Genomic DNA, 20,145 nt, shown 5'->3' with positions numbered 1-20,145 from the left:
CTAATTTACTAACTTACTAATTTATATCTATTGCACACGATGGTTGACTAGATTTTTCTAGGTGAGGGTTGTGCTGCTGTGGCAATGACATCGAGATACGCGAGATGACGTTCAAACACACAGCAGCACAGTCTCAACTAGCTGAAAGTGGCTTTGCCCGATCGAGAGGGGAGACGATGAAATTGGCATTTGAAAAAGAAACCGCATTTTGGAACGAACAGTTTGATGCTGATCAGCTGCCTACAGTGCTGCCTTATCGTTACGCATCAACTGACGCTCCAGTACACATGGATTCGCTAGTAGACACCTTGACTGCGGACGTGTCAAATCGCATTACACAATTGGCTAAAGGTTCCCATTTAGCGACTTATATGATTTTGTTAACAGGCGTGCAATGCATGCTTCATAAATATACGAGTGAACAGACGATTATGGTCGGGATGCCGATCGTAAGAAAGCCGACAGAAACGCGGCGGCCGATCAACAATGTCGTACTTCTCAGCCATAACATCAACGCTAACGACTCCTTCAAAACGTTATTAACAGCACTAAAAACTTCACTGACAGAAACGATAAGCCATCAGAACATCCCGTTTCGCAAAATGACAGAGCGGCTCCAGTTACAGCATGTAAACGGGGTTCCAGTTGTGAATACCATCGTATCACTTTCCAATTTACATACGGTTGACATGGGTCAAAGCGTGGCGACTGAGCTTCACTTGCAGTTCGAATGCAAGCCGTCGCAGGAAATCGGTATCCGCGTATCTTTTGACGCTAATCGCTATGACAACCGATTGATTGCCCAATTCGTTAATCATTTGAATCAACTGTTCGCGGTGATGTTGTTCCAGCCAGAGCTTGAGCTTGGTCGTATGAACATATTATCTGAATCAGAACAGCATCAACTGCTGCATCAATTTAACGACACGTCGATTCCGTATCCGCGTGAGAAGACGATTCATCAACTGTTCGAAGAACAAACAGAGCGAACACCGGATGCGGTGGCCGTTGTGTTCGAGGACAAGCAGCTGACGTATGCGCAGTTGAATAGGGCGGCAAATCGGTTAGCCGTTCGGTTGAATGAGCAAGGTGTTGGACTGGGATCGCTGGTAGGTATTTGTGTAGAACGATCCTTTGAAATGGTAATTGGTCTGTTGGCCATTGTTAAAGCGGGCGGGGTGTATGTCCCGATTGATCCGTCTTACCCGCAAGCACGAATAACGGCTATGCTTGAAGACACAAAAGTTAACGTGTTGTTAACACAGGCGCATTTGCAGCAGCAATTGGAGTTACAACTGAATGAGAGCTCGGGACAACATTTAACATACCTTATTTTGAATGATGCTTCGGCAAGTGAAGCTACATTTGATACTAATCTAAGTGCGGATGGCCCAGAATCAGTAGCGCCAATGACTAGCGGAACTCACACGCAGGAGATGACAGGCGATGAAGGAGCATACATCGTCTACACTTCGGGGTCGACAGGTACGCCGAAAGGCGTTTGTGTGCCGCACCGTGGCGTTGTGCGACTCGTCACTTCACCAACCTATGTCAATATTTGCGAGCAGGACGTGTTTTTGCAAGGTTCGACAATTTCATTCGATGCGGCGACATTTGAGATTTGGGGAAGTTTGCTCAATGGCGCGACTTTAGTTATTTTGCCGCCTGGCAATTTATCGTTGGCGGAATGGGCGAGTGCGATTCAACAGCATGGTGTTACTGTGTTGTGGCTCACCGCAGGACTGTTTCAAGTGATGGTAGAAAATCAGTTGGATCAGCTACAAGGCGTCAAGCAGTTGTTAGTCGGTGGCGACGTTGTGTCGAAGACGCACGCACAAAAAGTGTTGGCACGCTATCGTGAATTAAGGCTTATTAACGGATATGGACCGTCTGAAAATACGACCTTTACGTGCTGCCACGACATTACGATGGCGGATGTGGAAGAGCGAGGCGCAACCTCGTCGATTCCGATTGGGCGTCCGATCGGCAATACGCAAGTATACGTGCTGGATAACGAGCAACAGCTGCTTCCGATAGGCGTAGTTGGCGAATTGTATGCGGGCGGCGATGGTTTGGCACAGGGATACTTGAACCGTCCAGATCTTACAGCAGAAAAATTCGTCGATCATCCTTTTGTGCAAGGACAGAAGTTGTACCGCACAGGCGATTTAGCGAAATGGCTGCCGGATGGCACGATCGAGTTTGTCGGCAGGATGGACGACCAAGTCAAAATTAGAGGCTACCGGATTGAGTTAGGTGAAATCGAAGCTTCTTTATTAAAAATAGAGGCAATTCAGGCGGCAATCGTCGTTGTGAGCGCAACCCACACGGGAGAGAAGCAACTATGTGCGTACTATGTTGCAAATCAGACAGTACCAACAGCACAATTGCGCGACGAATTGTCGCACCAGCTTCCAGCTTATATGATGCCGTCGTACTTTGTGCAGTTGGAGCAACTACCGCTCACATCGAACGGCAAGATCGACCGTAAAGCACTGCCTGCTCCTGAGGAGTTGGCGCAAGCGGGTATCGAGTATGTTGCACCGCGCACACCGCTTGAAACGCAGCTGGCAACCCTTTGGCAAGAGGTGCTAGGGCTTGAAAAAGTTAGCGTCAAAGATAACTTCTTTGACATAGGCGGGCATTCTCTGCGTGCTTCTACCCTTGTAAGTAAGCTGCATAAAGAACTGGGCTACAGCTTATCGCTGCGTGAGGTGTTCCAATACGCTACGCTTGAAGCGATGGCGGAGCAGCTTGCTGGTGCTACGCAGCATCACTATGAAGCCATTCCCATTGTAGAAGAGCAAGACTACTATCCTGTTTCCTCTGCGCAAAAGCGTCTGTATGTGCTGCATCAGCTCGAAGGGGCGGAGCAGAGCTACAACATGCCAGGTGTGATGCAGCTGGAAGGGCAGATCGATAAAGAGCGGTTCGAGTATGCTTTCCAAGCGCTAATCGCACGCCATGAAACGCTGCGAACGGGCTTTGAATTAGTGAACGGCGAGCCTATGCAGCGCATTTATCGCAACGTAGACTTCGCGGTTGAATATATACAGGCGAGCGCAACGGAAGCGGATGAGCAGGTGCACCGCTTTATTCGGACGTTTCATTTGGAACAGCCGCCGTTGCTACGTGTAGGATTGATTGAATTGACGGAGCAGGCTGCTGATCGGGCAGCGAGTAACACTGGTGAAGTAGATACGGCCGTTCAGCGGGATGCGCAACGCTATATTTTAATGTTTGATATGCACCATATTATTTCCGATGGTACTTCAATGGGTATTTTGGTAGAGGAGTTTGTCCGCCTTTACAGCCGCGAAGATTTGGCGCCATTGCGTATTCAATATAAAGATTATGCGGTATGGCAGCAATCGCAAGCGCAGCAGGAACAGTTGGCGCACAACGAAGCATACTGGCTCAAGGCACTTGGTGGCACGCTGCCTATCCTTGAAATGCCGACGGATTATGCGCGCCCTGCTGTACAAAGTTATACGGGCGATACGTTCAAATTCGTTATCGATGCGAATAAGAGCGAACAACTGCGTCGACTTGCAACAGAGAGCAGTACGACATTGTATATGGTTCTGCTAGCGGCCTATACGATTTTGCTGCAAAAATATACAGGCCAAGACGACATTATCGTCGGTACGCCGCTTGCAGGTAGAACGCACAGCGATGTGCAGCCGCTCATCGGAATGTTCATTAATACACTCGCGATTCGCAACTATCCGACGACAGAAAAAGCGTTCCGCGCCTACTTGGAAGATGTGAAGGAAGCGACTTTAGGGGCGTTTGAGCATCAGAACTACCCGTTTGAGCAATTGGTAGAGAAATTGCAAGTTACACGTGATTTAAGCCGTAATCCGTTGTTCGATACGATGTTTGCGCTGCAAAATACGGACAGCAAGGACTTTCAGCTTGATGAACTGTACATGCAACCGTATTCGGTTGACTACAACGTGTCCAAATTTGATCTGAGCTTAGACGTGGCAGAAGGCAGCGAAGGGCTGGAGTGTAGCTTCGAGTTTGCAACTGCTTTATACAAGCGCGACACCGTCATACGAATGGCAGAGCATTTCGATCAACTCATTGCTGCTATTGTGAACGAGCCAGAGGCGAAGTTGGCTGCATTAAGCATGTTAACGGAAGAAGAAACTGCACAAATTCAGTACGTATTTAATGATCCAACAGCGGACTACACGCGTGACAAGACGGTTCATCAGCTGTTTGAAGAGCAGGTAGAGCGTACGCCGAATCAGACGGCGGTCGTATTTGCGGGCGAACAGCTCACCTACGAACAATTGAATGACCGCGCGAATCGGTTAGCGCGTACTTTGCGTGTGCATGGTGTTCAGCCTGACCAATTGGTCGGCATTATGGCAGAGCGCTCGCTCGATATGATCGTGGGCATTATCGCCATTTTGAAAGCGGGTGGCGCTTATGTGCCAATCGATCCGCAATATCCAGAAGATCGTATCGTCTATATGTTGGAAAATTCAAAGGCACAAGTTCTGCTTACGCAGCAGCATTTGCAAGCGCGTGTGCCGTTCGACGGAACGTGGATCTTTATTGACGATGAAGCAGCCTATCACGAAGATGGGTCAAATGTGGAAGCGCTCAGTCAGCCTGACCACTTATCGTACGTCATTTATACGTCAGGTACGACGGGCCAGCCAAAAGGCGTTATGATCGAGCATCGCCAACTGACCGCGATGGCAAGTGCTTGGAAGCAAGAATATGAATTGCAGCAAGCGAATCAATCAGGTGTTCGCTGGTTGCAATGGGCCAGCTTCTCGTTTGATGTATTCACAGGCGATATGGCCCGTGCGTTACTGTTCGGCGGCGAGCTTATACTCTGTCCGGAAGAGACGCGGATTAATCCAGAGCAGTTGGTGAAGCTGATTCAACAGCACCGCATCCAAATGTTTGAATCGACGCCAGCACTCGTTATTCCGTTAATGGACACCGTATTTAAGCAGAACTTGGATATCAGTAGTCTTGAACTGTTAATCGTAGGATCAGACCAATGTCCGACTAAGGATTTCCAAACTTTGGTGACGCGTTTTGGTTCACAAATGAGAATTGTTAACAGCTACGGAGTCACAGAGGCGTGTATTGATGCCAGCTACTTTGAGCTGAGCGCAACCGAACGCGATTCACTCGGAACTGGAACTGGAGTTGGAGCTGGAGCTGGAAATGGATCTGCAACCGGATCTGGAAATGCAAATGCAACTGGAACGGAAAGTGCCAACCATGTTCAACCGCTGCGCAGTTTGCCGATTGGCAAGCCGCTGCCAGCTGTAACGATGTACGTACTAGATGAACATTTTAAATTTCAGCCAATCGGCATCGCGGGCGAACTATTTATCGGTGGTGCGGCTGTAGGGCGCGGTTACTGGCTCCAACCAGAGCTGACAGCAGACAAGTTTGTGGACAATCCGTTCGTGCCAGGCGAGCGTATGTACCGTACAGGTGACTTGGCCAAATGGCTGCCGGATGGCAATATCGAATTCCTAGGAAGAATCGATCATCAAGTTAAAATTCGTGGTAATCGGATTGAAATTGGGGAAGTTGAAACGCAGTTGCTTAAAGTGGCTGCTGTCCGCGAAGCAGTCGTGGTCGCACGAGAGCATGCTGGACTAAAAGTATTGTGTGCGTATTACACAGCAGACAATGAATTAACGGTGAACGAGTTAAGAGAAGCGATGGCACAGCAGTTGCCTGGATATATGATTCCGTCTTACTTTATTCAGCTCGAGAAATTACCGTTAACACCGAATGGCAAAGTGGACCGCAAAGGGCTACCAGCGCCAGAAGGTAGTGTCCACACGGGCACAGCCTATGTCGCTCCACGTACTGAGGTGGAGAAGCTAGTCGCAGATGTGTGGCAAGCGGTGTTGGGTGGCGAGCGCATCGGCGTCATGGATCATTTCTTTGAACTCGGTGGAGATTCGATTAAATCGATTCAAGTGTCGTCCCGTCTGCATCAAGCGGGATACAAATTAGAAATTCGTGATCTGTTCAAATACCCAACTGTCGCACAGCTCAGTTTGCATATTCAGCCTGTGGCTAGAATTGCGGATCAGGGTGCAGTGCATGGAAGTGTACCGCTGTCTCCGATTCAGCACTGGTTCTTTGCCCAGCAATTTGCCGACCCGCATCATTACAATCAGTCGGTGATGCTGTACCGGAAAGAAGGTTTCGCCGTAACGGCTATGCACAGCGTGCTGCAAAAAATGGTCGAGCATCACGATGCGCTGCGGATCGTATTCCAAGCGACTGAGCAGGGAGTTACAGGATGGAATCGGAGCGTTACCGAAGGTGAACTTTACGGCTTGGAAGTTGTTGACTTAAGGGGTGTAGCAGAAGCAGAGTGCGGCCCAGCGGTTGCAGCTCGAGCCAATGACATCCAGCGCAGCATGCAATTGCAGACAGGCCCGTTAGTTAAAGTCGGATTGTTCCAATGCGCAGACGGCGATCATTTACTACTCGTCATTCACCATGGTGTTGTCGATGGCGTATCGTGGCGTATCCTGCTAGAAGATATCGCAGCTGGTTATGAGCAAGCGCTGAACGGCGCAGACATCCGTCTGCCGCTCAAAACAGATGCGTACCGCACATGGTCCGAACAGCTTGCTGCATACACGCAAAGCGCTGCAATGGAACAAGAACGTGCATATTGGCAGGGCATCGCTCAAGTCGCTTCTGATCATGTGCAGCCTTTGCCTAAGGATGAGCAAGTCGCTCACTCGTTGCAGCTGCATAGCGACTCTGTCATCGTCCAGTGGAATGAGCAGGAGACCGAGCAATTGCTCAAGCAAGTCCACCGGGCTTATAACACCGAGATGGATGATATTTTGTTAACAGCATTAGGAATGGCCGTACAACAATGGAGCGGCAATGAGCACGTACTCGTTAATCTAGAAAGTCATGGTCGGGAATCGATTATGGCGGACATCGACATTTCGCGTACCGTCGGCTGGTTTACGAGCGAGTATCCGGTGTTGCTTGATGTAGCGTCGGGACAAGATTTATCGTATCGCATTAAAAAAGTGAAAGAAGACTTGCGGCAAATTCCGAGCAAAGGTGTAGGCTATGGTGTCTATCGTTATTTAACGCCACATGTGAACGACGCTGACCCTGAACAAGTAGGGAACGGTGCGCGGGCGGTAACACCGGAAATTAGCTTTAACTATTTAGGTCAATTCGATCAAGATTTGCAGCAAAATGAGTTAGACGTCTCGCCGTATTCAAGCGGCTCCGATTTAAGTGAACAGCAGCATCGTCAGTATACGTTGGACATTAACGGTATGATTTCCGACGGCTCACTTACGCTGGATTTAAGCTACAGCACACAGGAGTACCGCAAGGAAACGATTGAGCAGCTCGCGCAATATTTGCAGCAGAGCTTGCAGGACATTATTGCACATTGCACCGCAAAATCTCGTCCTGAATTAACACCAAGCGACGTCCTACTTAAAGGGCTAAGCGTGGCTGAACTGAATCGCATTGCGGAGCAGACTCGTCATCTCGGCGAGCTTGAAAATATGTACATGCTGACGCCAATGCAAAAAGGCATGTGGTTCCATAGCACGATGGATCGGCAATCGGGCGCTTATTTTGAACAAACTCGCTTTACAATCGTGGGTGAATTCAATGTCGAGCTGTTTGCAAACAGTTTGAATATGTTAGCGAAACGGCATGCCGTGCTGCGAACGAATTTTTATAGTGACTGGAAAGAAGAATTGATTCAAATCGTGTATCGTGACAAGCCGCTCGGTTTTATGTATCAAGATTTGCAGACGCTCACCCAAGATGAGCAACAGCTACATCTCGCCAACTTGGTTCAAGAAGATAGAGCGCGTGGATTCGATTTGGAGCAGGATGCATTAATGCGCGTTGCCGTCATTCGTACGGAAGCAGAGCGCTATCATGTGCTGTGGAGTTCGCATCATATTTTGATGGACGGCTGGTGCATGCCGCAGTTGATTAAAGAATTGTTCGAGACGTACGCGGAATGGGTTGCTGCACAGGCACAAGGATCACAAGGCCAGCTACCGAATGCGACAGATCGTTCATTCGTACCAACTTACAGCCAATATATCGAATGGCTGGATCGGCAGGATGAGCAAGCAGCCGCTGACTACTGGGGATCATACTTGGCAGGTTACGACCAGCAAACGGTGCTGCCGCAGGCGAAGACGCAGCAGAAGACGGAAGAGTATGCGATCGGGCAGGTCATTTGCGAGTTAGGTAACTCGTTAAGTGGGCAGTTGAGCCGCGTAGCGAAGCAACATCAGGTGACGCTCAATACGTTGATGCAAGCGGTATGGGGCATTATGTTGCAAAAATACAACGGCACGGACGACGTTGTATTTGGTGGTGTTGTATCAGGTAGACCGGCAGAAATTCCGGGTATCGAGGAAATGGTCGGGCTGTTTATTAACACGATTCCGATTCGTGTCGCGACTACTGCGGAGGCAAGTTTTGCTGATGTCATGGGCAAGTTGCAGGAGCAGGCGCTGGAATCGGGGCGCTATGATTATTATCCGCTGTATAGCGTCCAAGCGTTAACTTCGCAGAAGCAGCAGTTGCTCAATCATATTATGGTATTTGAAAACTACCCGATGGAAGAACAGATTGAGCAAGCTGGTGGTAACGATAGCGGCGAATTGGCGATTGCAGACGTGACCGTTGCCGAGCAGACGAACTTTGACTTTAATCTGATGGTCGTGCCGGGTGACAATATCGTCATTCGCTTCGACTTTAATACACACGTATTTGAGCGTGCGAGCATTGAACGATTAAAGGGGCATTTGATACATGTACTCGAACAAGTTGTGGCTAACCCGCACAAGACGGTCGGACAGCTTGCATTGATTACAGCCGAAGAAACGGTTGAATTGCTGGACGTATTCAATGATACGGCAGTGCCGTATCCGCATACGAAGACGATTCATCGCATGTTTGAGGAGCAGGTAGAACGGACACCGCATGCCGTTGCCGTTACGTATGACAATCAACAGCTAACGTATACGCAGTTGAACGAACGAGCGAATCGTCTGGCACGGACATTGCGAGCCGCGCATGTGGAGCCTAATCAGTTAGTAGCGATCACGGTAGAGCGCTCGCTTGAAATGATGGTCGGCATCATGGCGATCTTAAAGGCTGGGGGCGCCTATGTACCGATTGATCCGAATTTCCCAGGGGAGCGGATTCGCTTTATTTTGGAGGATTCGGAAGCGAAGGTGCTTCTGACGCAAGGTCATTTGCTGGAATCTATTCAGCAGCATGTGCTGATGGATGAACAGCCATTTGCGGGCCGTATCGTCAACTTGGATGACCATACCGTTTATGATGCGGATGGTTCGAACATCGAGTCGGTCAACGATGCGAAGGATGCCGCTTATGTCATTTATACGTCGGGAACGACAGGCAAACCGAAGGGCGTGCTGGTGGAGCATCATTCTGTCATTAACCGCCTGATATGGATGCACAAATCGTATCCGATCGATGAACACGACACGATTATGCAAAAAACAGCCATCACGTTTGACGTTTCCGTATGGGAGCTGTTCTGGTGGGCATTTGTCGGCTCAAAAGTATGTTTGCTTCCTGTCGGCGGAGAGAAAAATCCTGCCGTCATCGCAGACACGATCGCCGAGCAGCGCATTACGACGATGCACTTTGTACCGTCGATGCTGCATGCCTTTTTGGAATATGTCGAGACGCAAGCAACGCCGGAATTGCAAGTGCAACTGCAGACGAAGTTGTCTTCGTTACGACAAGTGTTTGCGAGTGGTGAGGCATTGACCTTATCACAAGTTGAACGGTTCCAGCGCCTCGTTGCACCCGTTAGCGGCGCGAGACTAATCAATTTATACGGGCCGACTGAAGCGACCGTCGATGTGTCGTATTTCAATTGCGAACCGGGTCAAGTGTACACGAGTGTACCGATCGGGAAACCGATTGATAACACGCAGCTGTACATCGTTAGCCGCCATAATCAGTTACAGCCAATTGGCGTGGCTGGCGAGTTGTGTATCGCAGGCGTTGGTTTGGCGAGAGGATACGTGAATCGACCGGAATTGACGGCTGAAAAATTCGTTACGATTCCGTTCTCAGGTCCTTTCGCGGCGAGTGAGCGCATGTACCGGACTGGCGATTTGGCCAGATGGATGCCAGATGGGAATATCGAATACTTGGGCCGATTTGACCATCAAGTTAAAATACGCGGTTACCGGATTGAGCTGGGCGAAATTGAAGCGCAACTGCTCAAAGTGTCTACCGTGCGCGACAGTGTCGTCGTTGCTCGGGACGACGATAGCGGGCAAAAGGTACTGTGTGCGTATTTTGTAGCGGACAGTGAACTGACCGTCAATCAGCTGCGAGAAGAGCTAGCACAAGATCTGCCTAGCTATATGATTCCATCTTATTTCGTGCAATTGGAGCAATTGCCTTTATCAGCTAACGGAAAAATCGACCGCAAGGCACTGCCTGCACCTGAAGGCAGCATGCATTCCGATACCGAGTATGTCGCGCCGCGCACCGAAGTGGAAGCCACTTTGGCAGCGGTATGGCAAGCCGTATTGGGCGTACAACGGGTCGGTGTACGCGATCATTTCTTCGAGCTTGGCGGCGATTCTATTAAGTCGATACAGATTGCTTCGCGACTGCATCAAGCAGGTTACAAGCTGGAAATTCGCGATCTGTTCAAGTATCCGACTATCGCGCAGCTAAGCCCGCATTTGCAGCCAGCTGGCAAAATAGCGGATCAAGGCGAGGTAGCAGGTGAGGTGGCGCTGACACCGATCCAGCACTGGTATTTTGAGCAGCAGTTTACAGATGCACATTATTTCAACCAATCGGTCATGTTGTTCCGACCGGATCGCTTTGATGAGACGGCACTTCGTCAAACGGTGCAAAGCATTGTCGTCCATCACGATGCGCTGCGGACCGTCTTCCGCCAGACCGAGCAAGGCACATATACAGCTTGGAACCGTGGTGTTGAGGACGGTTCGCTCTATAGCCTTGAAGTGGTCGATTTAAAGGGAACAGAAGCAACGGCATGTGAGCAGGCGATTGAACATAAAGCGAACGAACTACAAAGCCAGTTCGATTTGCAGGCAGGCCCATTAGTCAGAGTTGGCTTATTCCAATGTGCAGATGGCGATCATTTGTTGATCATTGTCCATCACGGTGTCATTGACGGCATATCGTGGCGTATTTTGCTAGAGGATTTAGCGGACGGCTACGAACAAGCGCTGCGTGGCAAAGACATTCGTCTGCCATTAAAGACAGATGCGTATCAATTGTGGGCAGAACAGCTGACGAAGTACGCGCACAGTCCAGCGATGGAGCAAGAGCAAGCGTACTGGCAGCGCATCGCGCAGCTTGAAACAAAGCCTTTGCCGAAGGATAAGTTGTCAGAGCTTTCCGCAGCGGAGTTCACAGGTGGGGCTGATCAAGATAGCGTAAATACGGCTTCGCTCCAACGAGACAGTGAATCGGTTGTCGTGCAATGCAGCAAAGAGGAGACCGAGCAGCTGTTGAAGCAGGTGCATCGTGCATACAACACCGAAATGGACGACATCTTGCTAACGGCACTTGGGTTGGCTGTGCAGCAATGGAGTGGCCACGAGCGAATTCTCGTTCATTTGGAGGGGCATGGGCGCGAGTCCATTTTACCGAATGTCGATATTACGCGTACGATCGGCTGGTTTACAAGCCTCTATCCGGTCATTTTGGAAATGGAACGAGACAACAGCCTGTCTTATCAGATTAAAAAGACGAAAGAAGATTTGCGCCAAATTCCGAACAAAGGTATCGGGTATGGCATTTTCCGTTACTTGTCGCAGGTGGATCAAGCTTATGCCGACGTTGCATGCAGCGTGGACGGTCAAGCAGTTCGCCACGAGCCGGAAATTCGCTTTAACTATTTAGGGCAGTTCGATCAAGATTTGCAAAATAATGAGCTTGCTGTATCGCCATTTTCAAGTGGCTCAGACGTAAGTGACAACCAGCAGCTGCCGTACATCCTAGACATTAACGGCATGATCGCGGAAGGCTCGCTGTCGCTCGATTTAAGTTACAGCGGCAAGCAATACCGTCGTGAAACGATGGAGGAGCTGGCTGGATTATTTTTGGCAAATCTTCAAGACATTATTGCGCATTGCACCACAAAAGAGCGACCTGAAGCGACGCCAAGTGACGTTCTGCTGGCAGGGCTTAGTGTGGAAGAGCTGGAGCAGATCGCAGACCAGACCCAGCATATCGGGGAAATTGAAAATATGTACACGTTAACGCCGATGCAAAAAGGAATGTGGTTCCACAGTGCGTTGGATCGGCATACAGGTGCTTATTTTGAACAGACGCGCTTTATGCTGCAAGGTGTGCTCGACGTTGATCTATTCGTCAAAAGCTTGCAAGAACTCGCGAAAAGCCATGCCATTTTACGAACGAACTTCTACAGTGGTTGGAAAGAAGAGCTATTGCAAATTGTGTACCGGAACAAATCGATTGGCTTTGCCTTTGAAGATGTTCGGCATTTAGCAGGCGCGGAAAGTTCGGCTTATGTGGACGAGCTTATTCAAGCGGATAAGGATAGAGGATTTGATTTAGAGCGGGATGCGCTGATGCGTGTCACGGTGGTGCGTCTAGAAGATGCGAGCTATCAGGTCATTTGGAGCTCTCATCATATCCTAATGGACGGTTGGTGCTTGCCACAGCTGACCCAGCAATTGTTCGCGGCTTATTCCGCCTTTGTCCAGCAGGAACAACCGGATCAATCACTTGTGCCATCATACAGTGAATATATCGAATGGTTAGGTAAACAAGATGAACAAGCAGCGGCTGCGTATTGGAGCGGGTATTTGGCCGATTATGACCAGCAGACGGTTCTGCCGCTTGGTAAGGCGCAAGGAAAGAGTGATTCGTACGTTGCGGAGCACGTTGTATGCGATTTGAGCAAGTCGTTGAGCGGGCGCTTAAGCCGCGTGGCGAAGCAGCATCAAGTGACGTTGAATACGTTGCTGCAAGCGGCTTGGGGTATCATTTTGCAAAAATATAACGGCACGAGTGATGCTGTATTTGGCAGCGTCGTGTCAGGCAGACCGGCGGAAATCGGCGGCATCGAGGAAATGATCGGGTTATTCATTAACACGATACCGGTTCGTGTCGCGTGCACTGCCGAAACCAGTTTCGCAGATGTGATGGAGCAGCTGCAAGAACAGGCGCTGGAATCCGGTAAGTATGATTACTACCCGTTGTATGAGATTCAGGCACGAAGCGCGCAAAAGCAAGATTTGCTCAATCACATTATGGTGTTCGAGAATTACCCGATGGAAGCGCAAATCGAACAGGCTGGAGCGGGAGCTGGTGACGGTGATGGCAGCGAGCTGATGATTGCTGACGTTATCGTAGCAGAGCAAACGAACTACGACTTCAATCTGATCATCATTCCAGGTGAAGAGCTGATCATCCGCTTCGACTATAATGGTCAGCAGTATGAGCGGGCGAGTCTGGAACGGTTAGCTGCTCACGTAGTCAACGTGTTGGAACAAATTGTGTCCAATCCACGCATAGCTGTAGGTGAATTGGAACTCGCGACAGCAGTTGAACAGGAGCAGATGGTGCATGCGTTTAATGACACGGTGGTACCTTATCCACGGGAAAAAACGATTCATCAACTGTTCGAGGAGCAGGTGGCGCGTACTCCGGACGCGGTTGCGGTCAAGTTCGCGAGCGAGCAGCTCACGTATGCACAGTTAAATGATGCGGCGAATAAGCTGGCTTCTTCGTTGCAGCAAACAGGTGTAGGCGTCGGTTCACTGGTCGGTATTTGTGCCGAGCGGTCACTGGAAATGATCACCGGATTGTTGGCCATTTTGAAAGCTGGAGGGGCGTACGTACCGATTGATCCGTCCTATCCGCAAGAACGAATTGTGGCGATGCTGGAAGATACCCAAGTTAAGGTGTTGTTGACGCAGCAGCATTTGCAAGCAGACTTGCAGTCGTATGTGCAATCGTTAGCTGGCGTGCAGGTTGTGTTATTGGACGCAGCTGCGCAAGACGATGTGATAGGCGAAATGAGTAGTCGAGCGAGTGTGCCTCAAATGAATGGCGATGATTTAGCGTATATCGTCTACACGTCTGGATCGACAGGTGTGCCAAAAGGAGTCTGTGTCACACATCGCGGGGTTGTAAGGCTCGTCAAGTCAACGAACTACGTAGATATTCGCGAACAAGATGTATGCTTGCAAGGCTCAACCATTTCATTTGATGCAGCTACGTTTGAAATTTGGGGAAGCTTGCTGAACGGAGCAGCCTTAACAATTTTACCGTCTGGAAACGTATCTTTGGCCGAGTGGGCAGACACGATTCAGCAACATGGCGTTACGATTTTATGGTTAACGGCGGGATTGTTCCAAGTGATGGTGGAGCATCAGTTGCAAGGTTTGCAAGGTGTGAAGCAGTTGCTCGTAGGTGGCGACGTTGTCTCGAAATGGCATGCGAAAAAAGTGTTGGAGCAGTTCAGTGGGATACGACTCATTAATGGATACGGTCCTACGGAAAATACGACCTTTACATGCTGCCACGACATTAAGGTTGAGGATTTGGCGGCAGCAGCGATTCCGATTGGTCGTCCGATTAACAACACGCAAGTGTATGTGTTGGATGGGGCTAAAAAGCCGCTCCCTATCGGCGTAGTTGGGGAATTGTACACAGGCGGAGATGGATTGGCACGAGGCTATTTGAACCGTCCTGATTTGACAGCCGAGAAATTTGTGGACCATCCGTTTAAGCAGGGAGAACGGTTGTACCGCACGGGTGATTTGGCTAGATGGCTGCCAGATGGCAGCATCGATTACGTTGGTCGGATCGACGACCAAGTCAAAATTCGCGGCTACCGCATCGAGCTAGGCGAGGTCGAAACGCACTTGCTGAACGTCGAAGCGGTGCAGGAAGCGCTTGTCGTTGCTAGGTCTTCGGCAACGGGAGACAAGCAATTGTGCGCTTACTATGTTGCAGATCGACTGCTTTCGGCGAGTGAGTTAAGAAGCAGCTTGGCTCAAGAGCTGCCTGCCTACATGTTGCCGTCTTATTATGTGCAGCTGGAGACGATGCCTTTAACGCCGAACGGTAAAGTAGACCGCAGAGCGCTGCCTGCACCGGAAGAGCATGTGCAGACGGGAGCCGATTATGTTGCGCCACGAACGCCGCTGGAACAGCAATTGGCGCGGATTTGGCAAGCTGTACTCGGACTTGATCAGGATCAAGTCGGCGTACACGACAACTTCTTTGAACTCGGTGGGCATTCACTGCGTGCCACGACCTTAGTAAGTAAGCTGCACAAAGAAGAAAACATTAACTTGTCGCTGCGGGATGTGTTCCGTTATCCAACGCTTGAAGCGATGGCGCAGCACATTGAAGCAGCTGCTGCGGACGGTACGGAGCAGACCGAATATGTGTCGATTCCGTTAGTGGAAGAGCGCGACGTGTATCCAGTCTCGTCGGCGCAGAAGCGGATGTATATTCTCCAGCAGTTGGATGGAGCGGCTGAGAGCTACAACATGCCGGGAGTAGTGATGCTTGAAGGTCCTCTGGATCGGGCTCGATTCGAAGCGGCGTTCCGTGGGCTGATCGAGCGTCATGAAACGCTACGCACAGGCTTTGAGCTGGTGAACGGCGAGCCAGTGCAGCGTGTTCACATGCATGTGCCGTTTGCGGTGCAGTATATTCAGGCAAGTGAAATAAGTGAAGCAAATGAAGTAAGTGATGCAAGTCAAGCATCTAAGGCAGATCAGGCCAGTGCAGACTCCGAGGAAGCTACCGCAGAAACGATCCGTCAGTTCGTGCGCGCGTTCCAATTGGATCAGCCGCCGTTGCTACGCGTTGGCTTGGTCGAACTGGCGCCGGAACGCCATATGCTCATGTTCGATATGCACCATATTGTTTCGGATGGCACATCGATGGGCATTTTGGTAAATGAATTTGTCCATCTGTACGGCGGCGAGCAGTTGGAGCCGCTTCGCATCCAGTACAAAGACTTTGCGGTCTGGCAGCAATCCGATGCGCAGAAGATACAGCTGCAAGCACAGGAAGCCTACTGGTTGAACGCATTGGGCGGTCAACTTCCAATATTGGAAATGCCGACCGATTATGTGCGACCAGCAGTACAAAGCTTTGAAGGGTCATTCATACAATTTGTACTAAATGCCGAGAAGAGTGAAGCCTTGCGGCGCATAGCTGCCGACAGTGGAGCTACGGTGTATATGGTGCTGCTGGCAGCGTATACGGCATTGCTGCATAAGTATACCGGACAGGAAGACATCATCGTCGGGACGCCGATCGCCGGCAGAACGCACGAGAACGTGCAGCCGCTGATCGGGATGTTCGTCAACACGCTGGCGATTCGCAGCTATCCAGCAGGACATAAGTCGTTCCAAGCTTACCTAGAGGAAGTGAAAGAAACGACCTTAGGTGCTTATGAGAACCAGAATTATCCGTTCGAAGAGCTAGTAGACAACGTGCAAGTGACGCGGGATATGAGCCGCAACCCTGTGTTCGACACGATGTTTATTTTGCAAAATACAGAACAAGGCGATATGAGCATCGACGGACTACATTTTAAAAATGTGGCGAGTGAGCATACCGTATCCAAGTTCGACATGACGTTCCAAGTCGCCGAAGAAGACGCGGAAATGATTTGCAGCATCGAATATGCGACCGGATTGTACAAGCAGGCGACAATCGAGCGAATGGCTGGTCATTTTGAACAATTGGTTGACGCTATTATTGCTGATCAGCACATAAGTCTTGCGACACTCCATTTGCTGACGGCTCAAGAGCAGGTGCAAATTCGAGACCAGTTCAATGCCACAGCAGCGCCTTATGCACGTGAACAGACGATTCACGAGCTGTTCGAAGCACAGGTAGAGCGCACGCCAGATACGACAGCAGTCTGGTTCGGAGCTGAGCAACTGACGTACGCACAGCTGAACGCGAAGGCGAATCAGTTAGCGGCTGTACTTCGTAGCAAAGGCGTTACGGCTGAGCAGCCGGTGGGCATTATGATCGAGCGATCCATCGAACTCGTCGTCGCTGTCCTTGCCGTATTGAAATCGTCGGGGACGTTCGTGCCGATCGATCCGGAGTATCCGGACACGCGTATCCGCTACATGCTGGATAGCAGCGGCGCGAAGCTTGTATTGACCGAGCCGCAATGGTTTAGTGTAATTCCGGATGAAGTGGACAAAGTCGATATTCATCAGGCTTCCTTGTTCACAGGCGCAAGCGCAAATGTACCGAATTGGAACGATCCGTCTCATTTGCTGTACATCATCTACACATCAGGCACGACGGGCAATCCGAAGGGGGTTATGCTGGAACATCGCAATATGGTCAATTTGTTGCAGTTCCAGTTCGCGGGCACGAGCATTCCGTTCCCAGCTTCCATTTTGCAATACGCTTCTAACAGCTTTGATGTGTGCTATCAAGAAATGTTCTCCGCGCTCTTGTACGGCGGATGCTTGCACATGATTAACAACGAGGTGCGTAAAGATCCGCAGCAGTTGTTCGCGTGCATCAAGCAGCATCACATTGAAGTGCTATATTTGCCAGTCGCTTTCTTGAAATTTATTTTTACGGAAGCGGATTGGGTGGAGCAGTTCCCAAGCTGCGTGCGCCATATTATTACAGCTGGTGAACAGCTTGTCGTAACACCGCAAGCCGAGCAGTGCTTACAGCGACTGCAAATTAGTCTGCACAATCATTACGGCCCGTCGGAAACACATGTCGTGACGACGTTTACGATGAAGCCGGACGAAATTGTCGCGGGTCTGCCGCCAATCGGTAAGCCGATCGCCAATACGAGCCTGTACATCGTGGATGACAACTTCCAGATGCAGCCGATTGGGGTAAGCGGAGAATTGTACGTCGCAGGTGATTGCGTAGGACGTGGATATTGGGGACGTCCGGATTTGACGGCTGAGAAGTTTGTCGACAATCCGTTTGTACCAGGAGAACGCATGTACAAGACAGGCGACTTGGCTCGTTGGTTGCACGACGGCAACGTTGAATATGTAGGCCGCATCGACCATCAGGTCAAAATTCGCGGATTCCGTATCGAGCTTGGTGAAGTGGAATCCCAGCTTCTCAAATTGGAAGCTGTGCAAGAAGCGGTCGTCATCGCGCGTGATGATGAGGCTGGACAAAAGCAGCTCTGCGCTTATTTCGTTGCGGAGCGGTCGCTGTCGGCAAGTGAACTGCGAGGTGCGTTAGCTCGCGAACTGCCAGGCTATATGATTCCAGCTTATTATGTACAGCTGGAGCGCATCCCGTTGACGCCGAACGGCAAGGTTGACCGTAACGCGCTGCCGCAGCCAGAAGGAAACGTCATGACGGGCGCCGAATTTGTGGCACCGCGGACGGCTGTTGAGGCGCAACTGGCGCAAATCTGGCAGGACGTGCTCGGCTTGCCGAACGTCGGGGTAAAAGACAACTTCTTCGACCTTGGCGGGCACTCGCTACGTGCGACTACGTTGGTCAGCAAATTGTACAAAGGCATGAACATTAACTTGCCATTAAGAGATGTGTTCCGCTTCCCGACGATTGAGGAAATGGCTACCGCGATTGCGGGTATGGAACAGCAGCACTATACAGCCATTCCGTTAGCGGCCCAACAAGACAACTATGTGTTGTCTTCGGCCCAAAAACGTCTCTACATGCTGAACGAGTTAGATGGAGCCGAGCTTAGCTACAATATGCCTGTTGTGATGAACTTGAACGGTGCGCTGGATCGGGAGCGATTCGAAGCTGCCTTCCGTGCCTTGATTGCACGTCACGAAGCATTGCGTACGGGCTTCCATTTGGTTGATGGCGAACCGATGCAGCACATTTATGCAAGCGTGCCATTCACGGTTGAATACAGCCAAGCAAGTGCGGAAGCCGCAGAGGAAATCGTGCAGCGCTTTGTCCGTCCATTCCAGCTGGAGCAGGCACCACTGCTGCGCGTTGGTCTAATCGAATTGGCAGGTGAGCACGAGCGTTACATCCTGATGTTTGATATGCATCATATCATTTCAGACGGAGCCTCGATTTCGATCTTGGTCGAAGAGTTTGGGCGCTTGTATGCGGGCGAAACATTGGCACCACTTCAAATCCAGTACAAGGATTATGCGGAGTGGCAGCAATCGAACGTCCTTGGCGAGCAGATGAATCGTCAGGAAGCGTATTGGTTGCAGCAAATGGCAGGACAGTTGCCAGTTGTTGATTTGCCAACGGACTATGACCGTCCGGAAGTGCGTAGTTTTGACGGGGCGCTGTTAGAGTTTGAAGTGGATGCTGTGACGACAGAGCGGTTGAATCAACTGGCGTCTAAGCAAGAAAGCACATTGTATATGGTGCTGTTGTCCGCTTATACGGTGCTGTTATCTAAATATAGCGGTCAAGAAGACATTATCGTCGGTACGCCAGTTGCAGGTAGAGCGCATGCAGATGTAGAGCCACTGATCGGGATGTTCGTCAATACTTTGGCAATTCGCAATTATCCAGCAGGGGACAAGTCATACCTCTCCTATTTGGCTGAAGTAAAAGAAACGACTTTGGGCGCGTTTGAACATCAAGACTACCCGTTTGAGGAGCTTGTCGAGCGATTGCAAGTGAAGCGGGATGCAAGCCGTAATCCGGTGTTTGATACGATGTTTGTTCTCCAAAATATCGAAGATCGGGCAGTTCAGTTCGACGAATTAACGTTATCTCCATACGTGTCAGACCATGAGATAGACGCTAAATTCGATCTGACTTTGTTCGTCAGCGAAGATGACGGCGCCATTAAGGGCGGCATGCAATATTGCACGAAGCTGTTTAAGCCAGCGATGATTTTGAAAATGCAAAAAGACTTTTTGCTCGTCCTGTCGCAAATTTGCGACAACTCAGAGCTTCAATTGAGTCAGCTCAAGTTCAATGAACATACAGCGAGTGCACCGAACAACCTAGATACGATTGAATTTTCATTTTAAAAAATGAATCTCTTGCGAGTGTGTGTCCACTTACGACACACACTCCAAGTGATCGTCATGTAATCATTCATGATTCCCCTTGGGCATAGGTAGTGGATTGTGCGATAGGTGACATTTTACAAGG

General features: G+C 50.1%; 1 protein-coding gene. It reads left to right on the top strand.

Annotation, left to right across the window (positions count from 1 at the left end):
- Positions 1–104 precede the first annotated feature (104 nt).
- On the top strand, positions 105–20,021 hold the full coding sequence (locus KIK04_RS23785) for a non-ribosomal peptide synthase/polyketide synthase (protein WP_232276256.1): 19,917 nt from the start codon (positions 105–107) through the stop codon (positions 20,019–20,021).
- The last annotated feature ends 124 nt before the right edge of the window (positions 20,022–20,145 follow it).

The organism is Paenibacillus sp. 481 (genome assembly GCF_021223605.1).
Lineage (GTDB): Bacteria > Bacillota > Bacilli > Paenibacillales > Paenibacillaceae > Paenibacillus_B.
The sequence above is the reverse complement of the archived record's forward strand: the minus strand, read 5'-3'. Positions and strand labels throughout refer to the sequence as shown.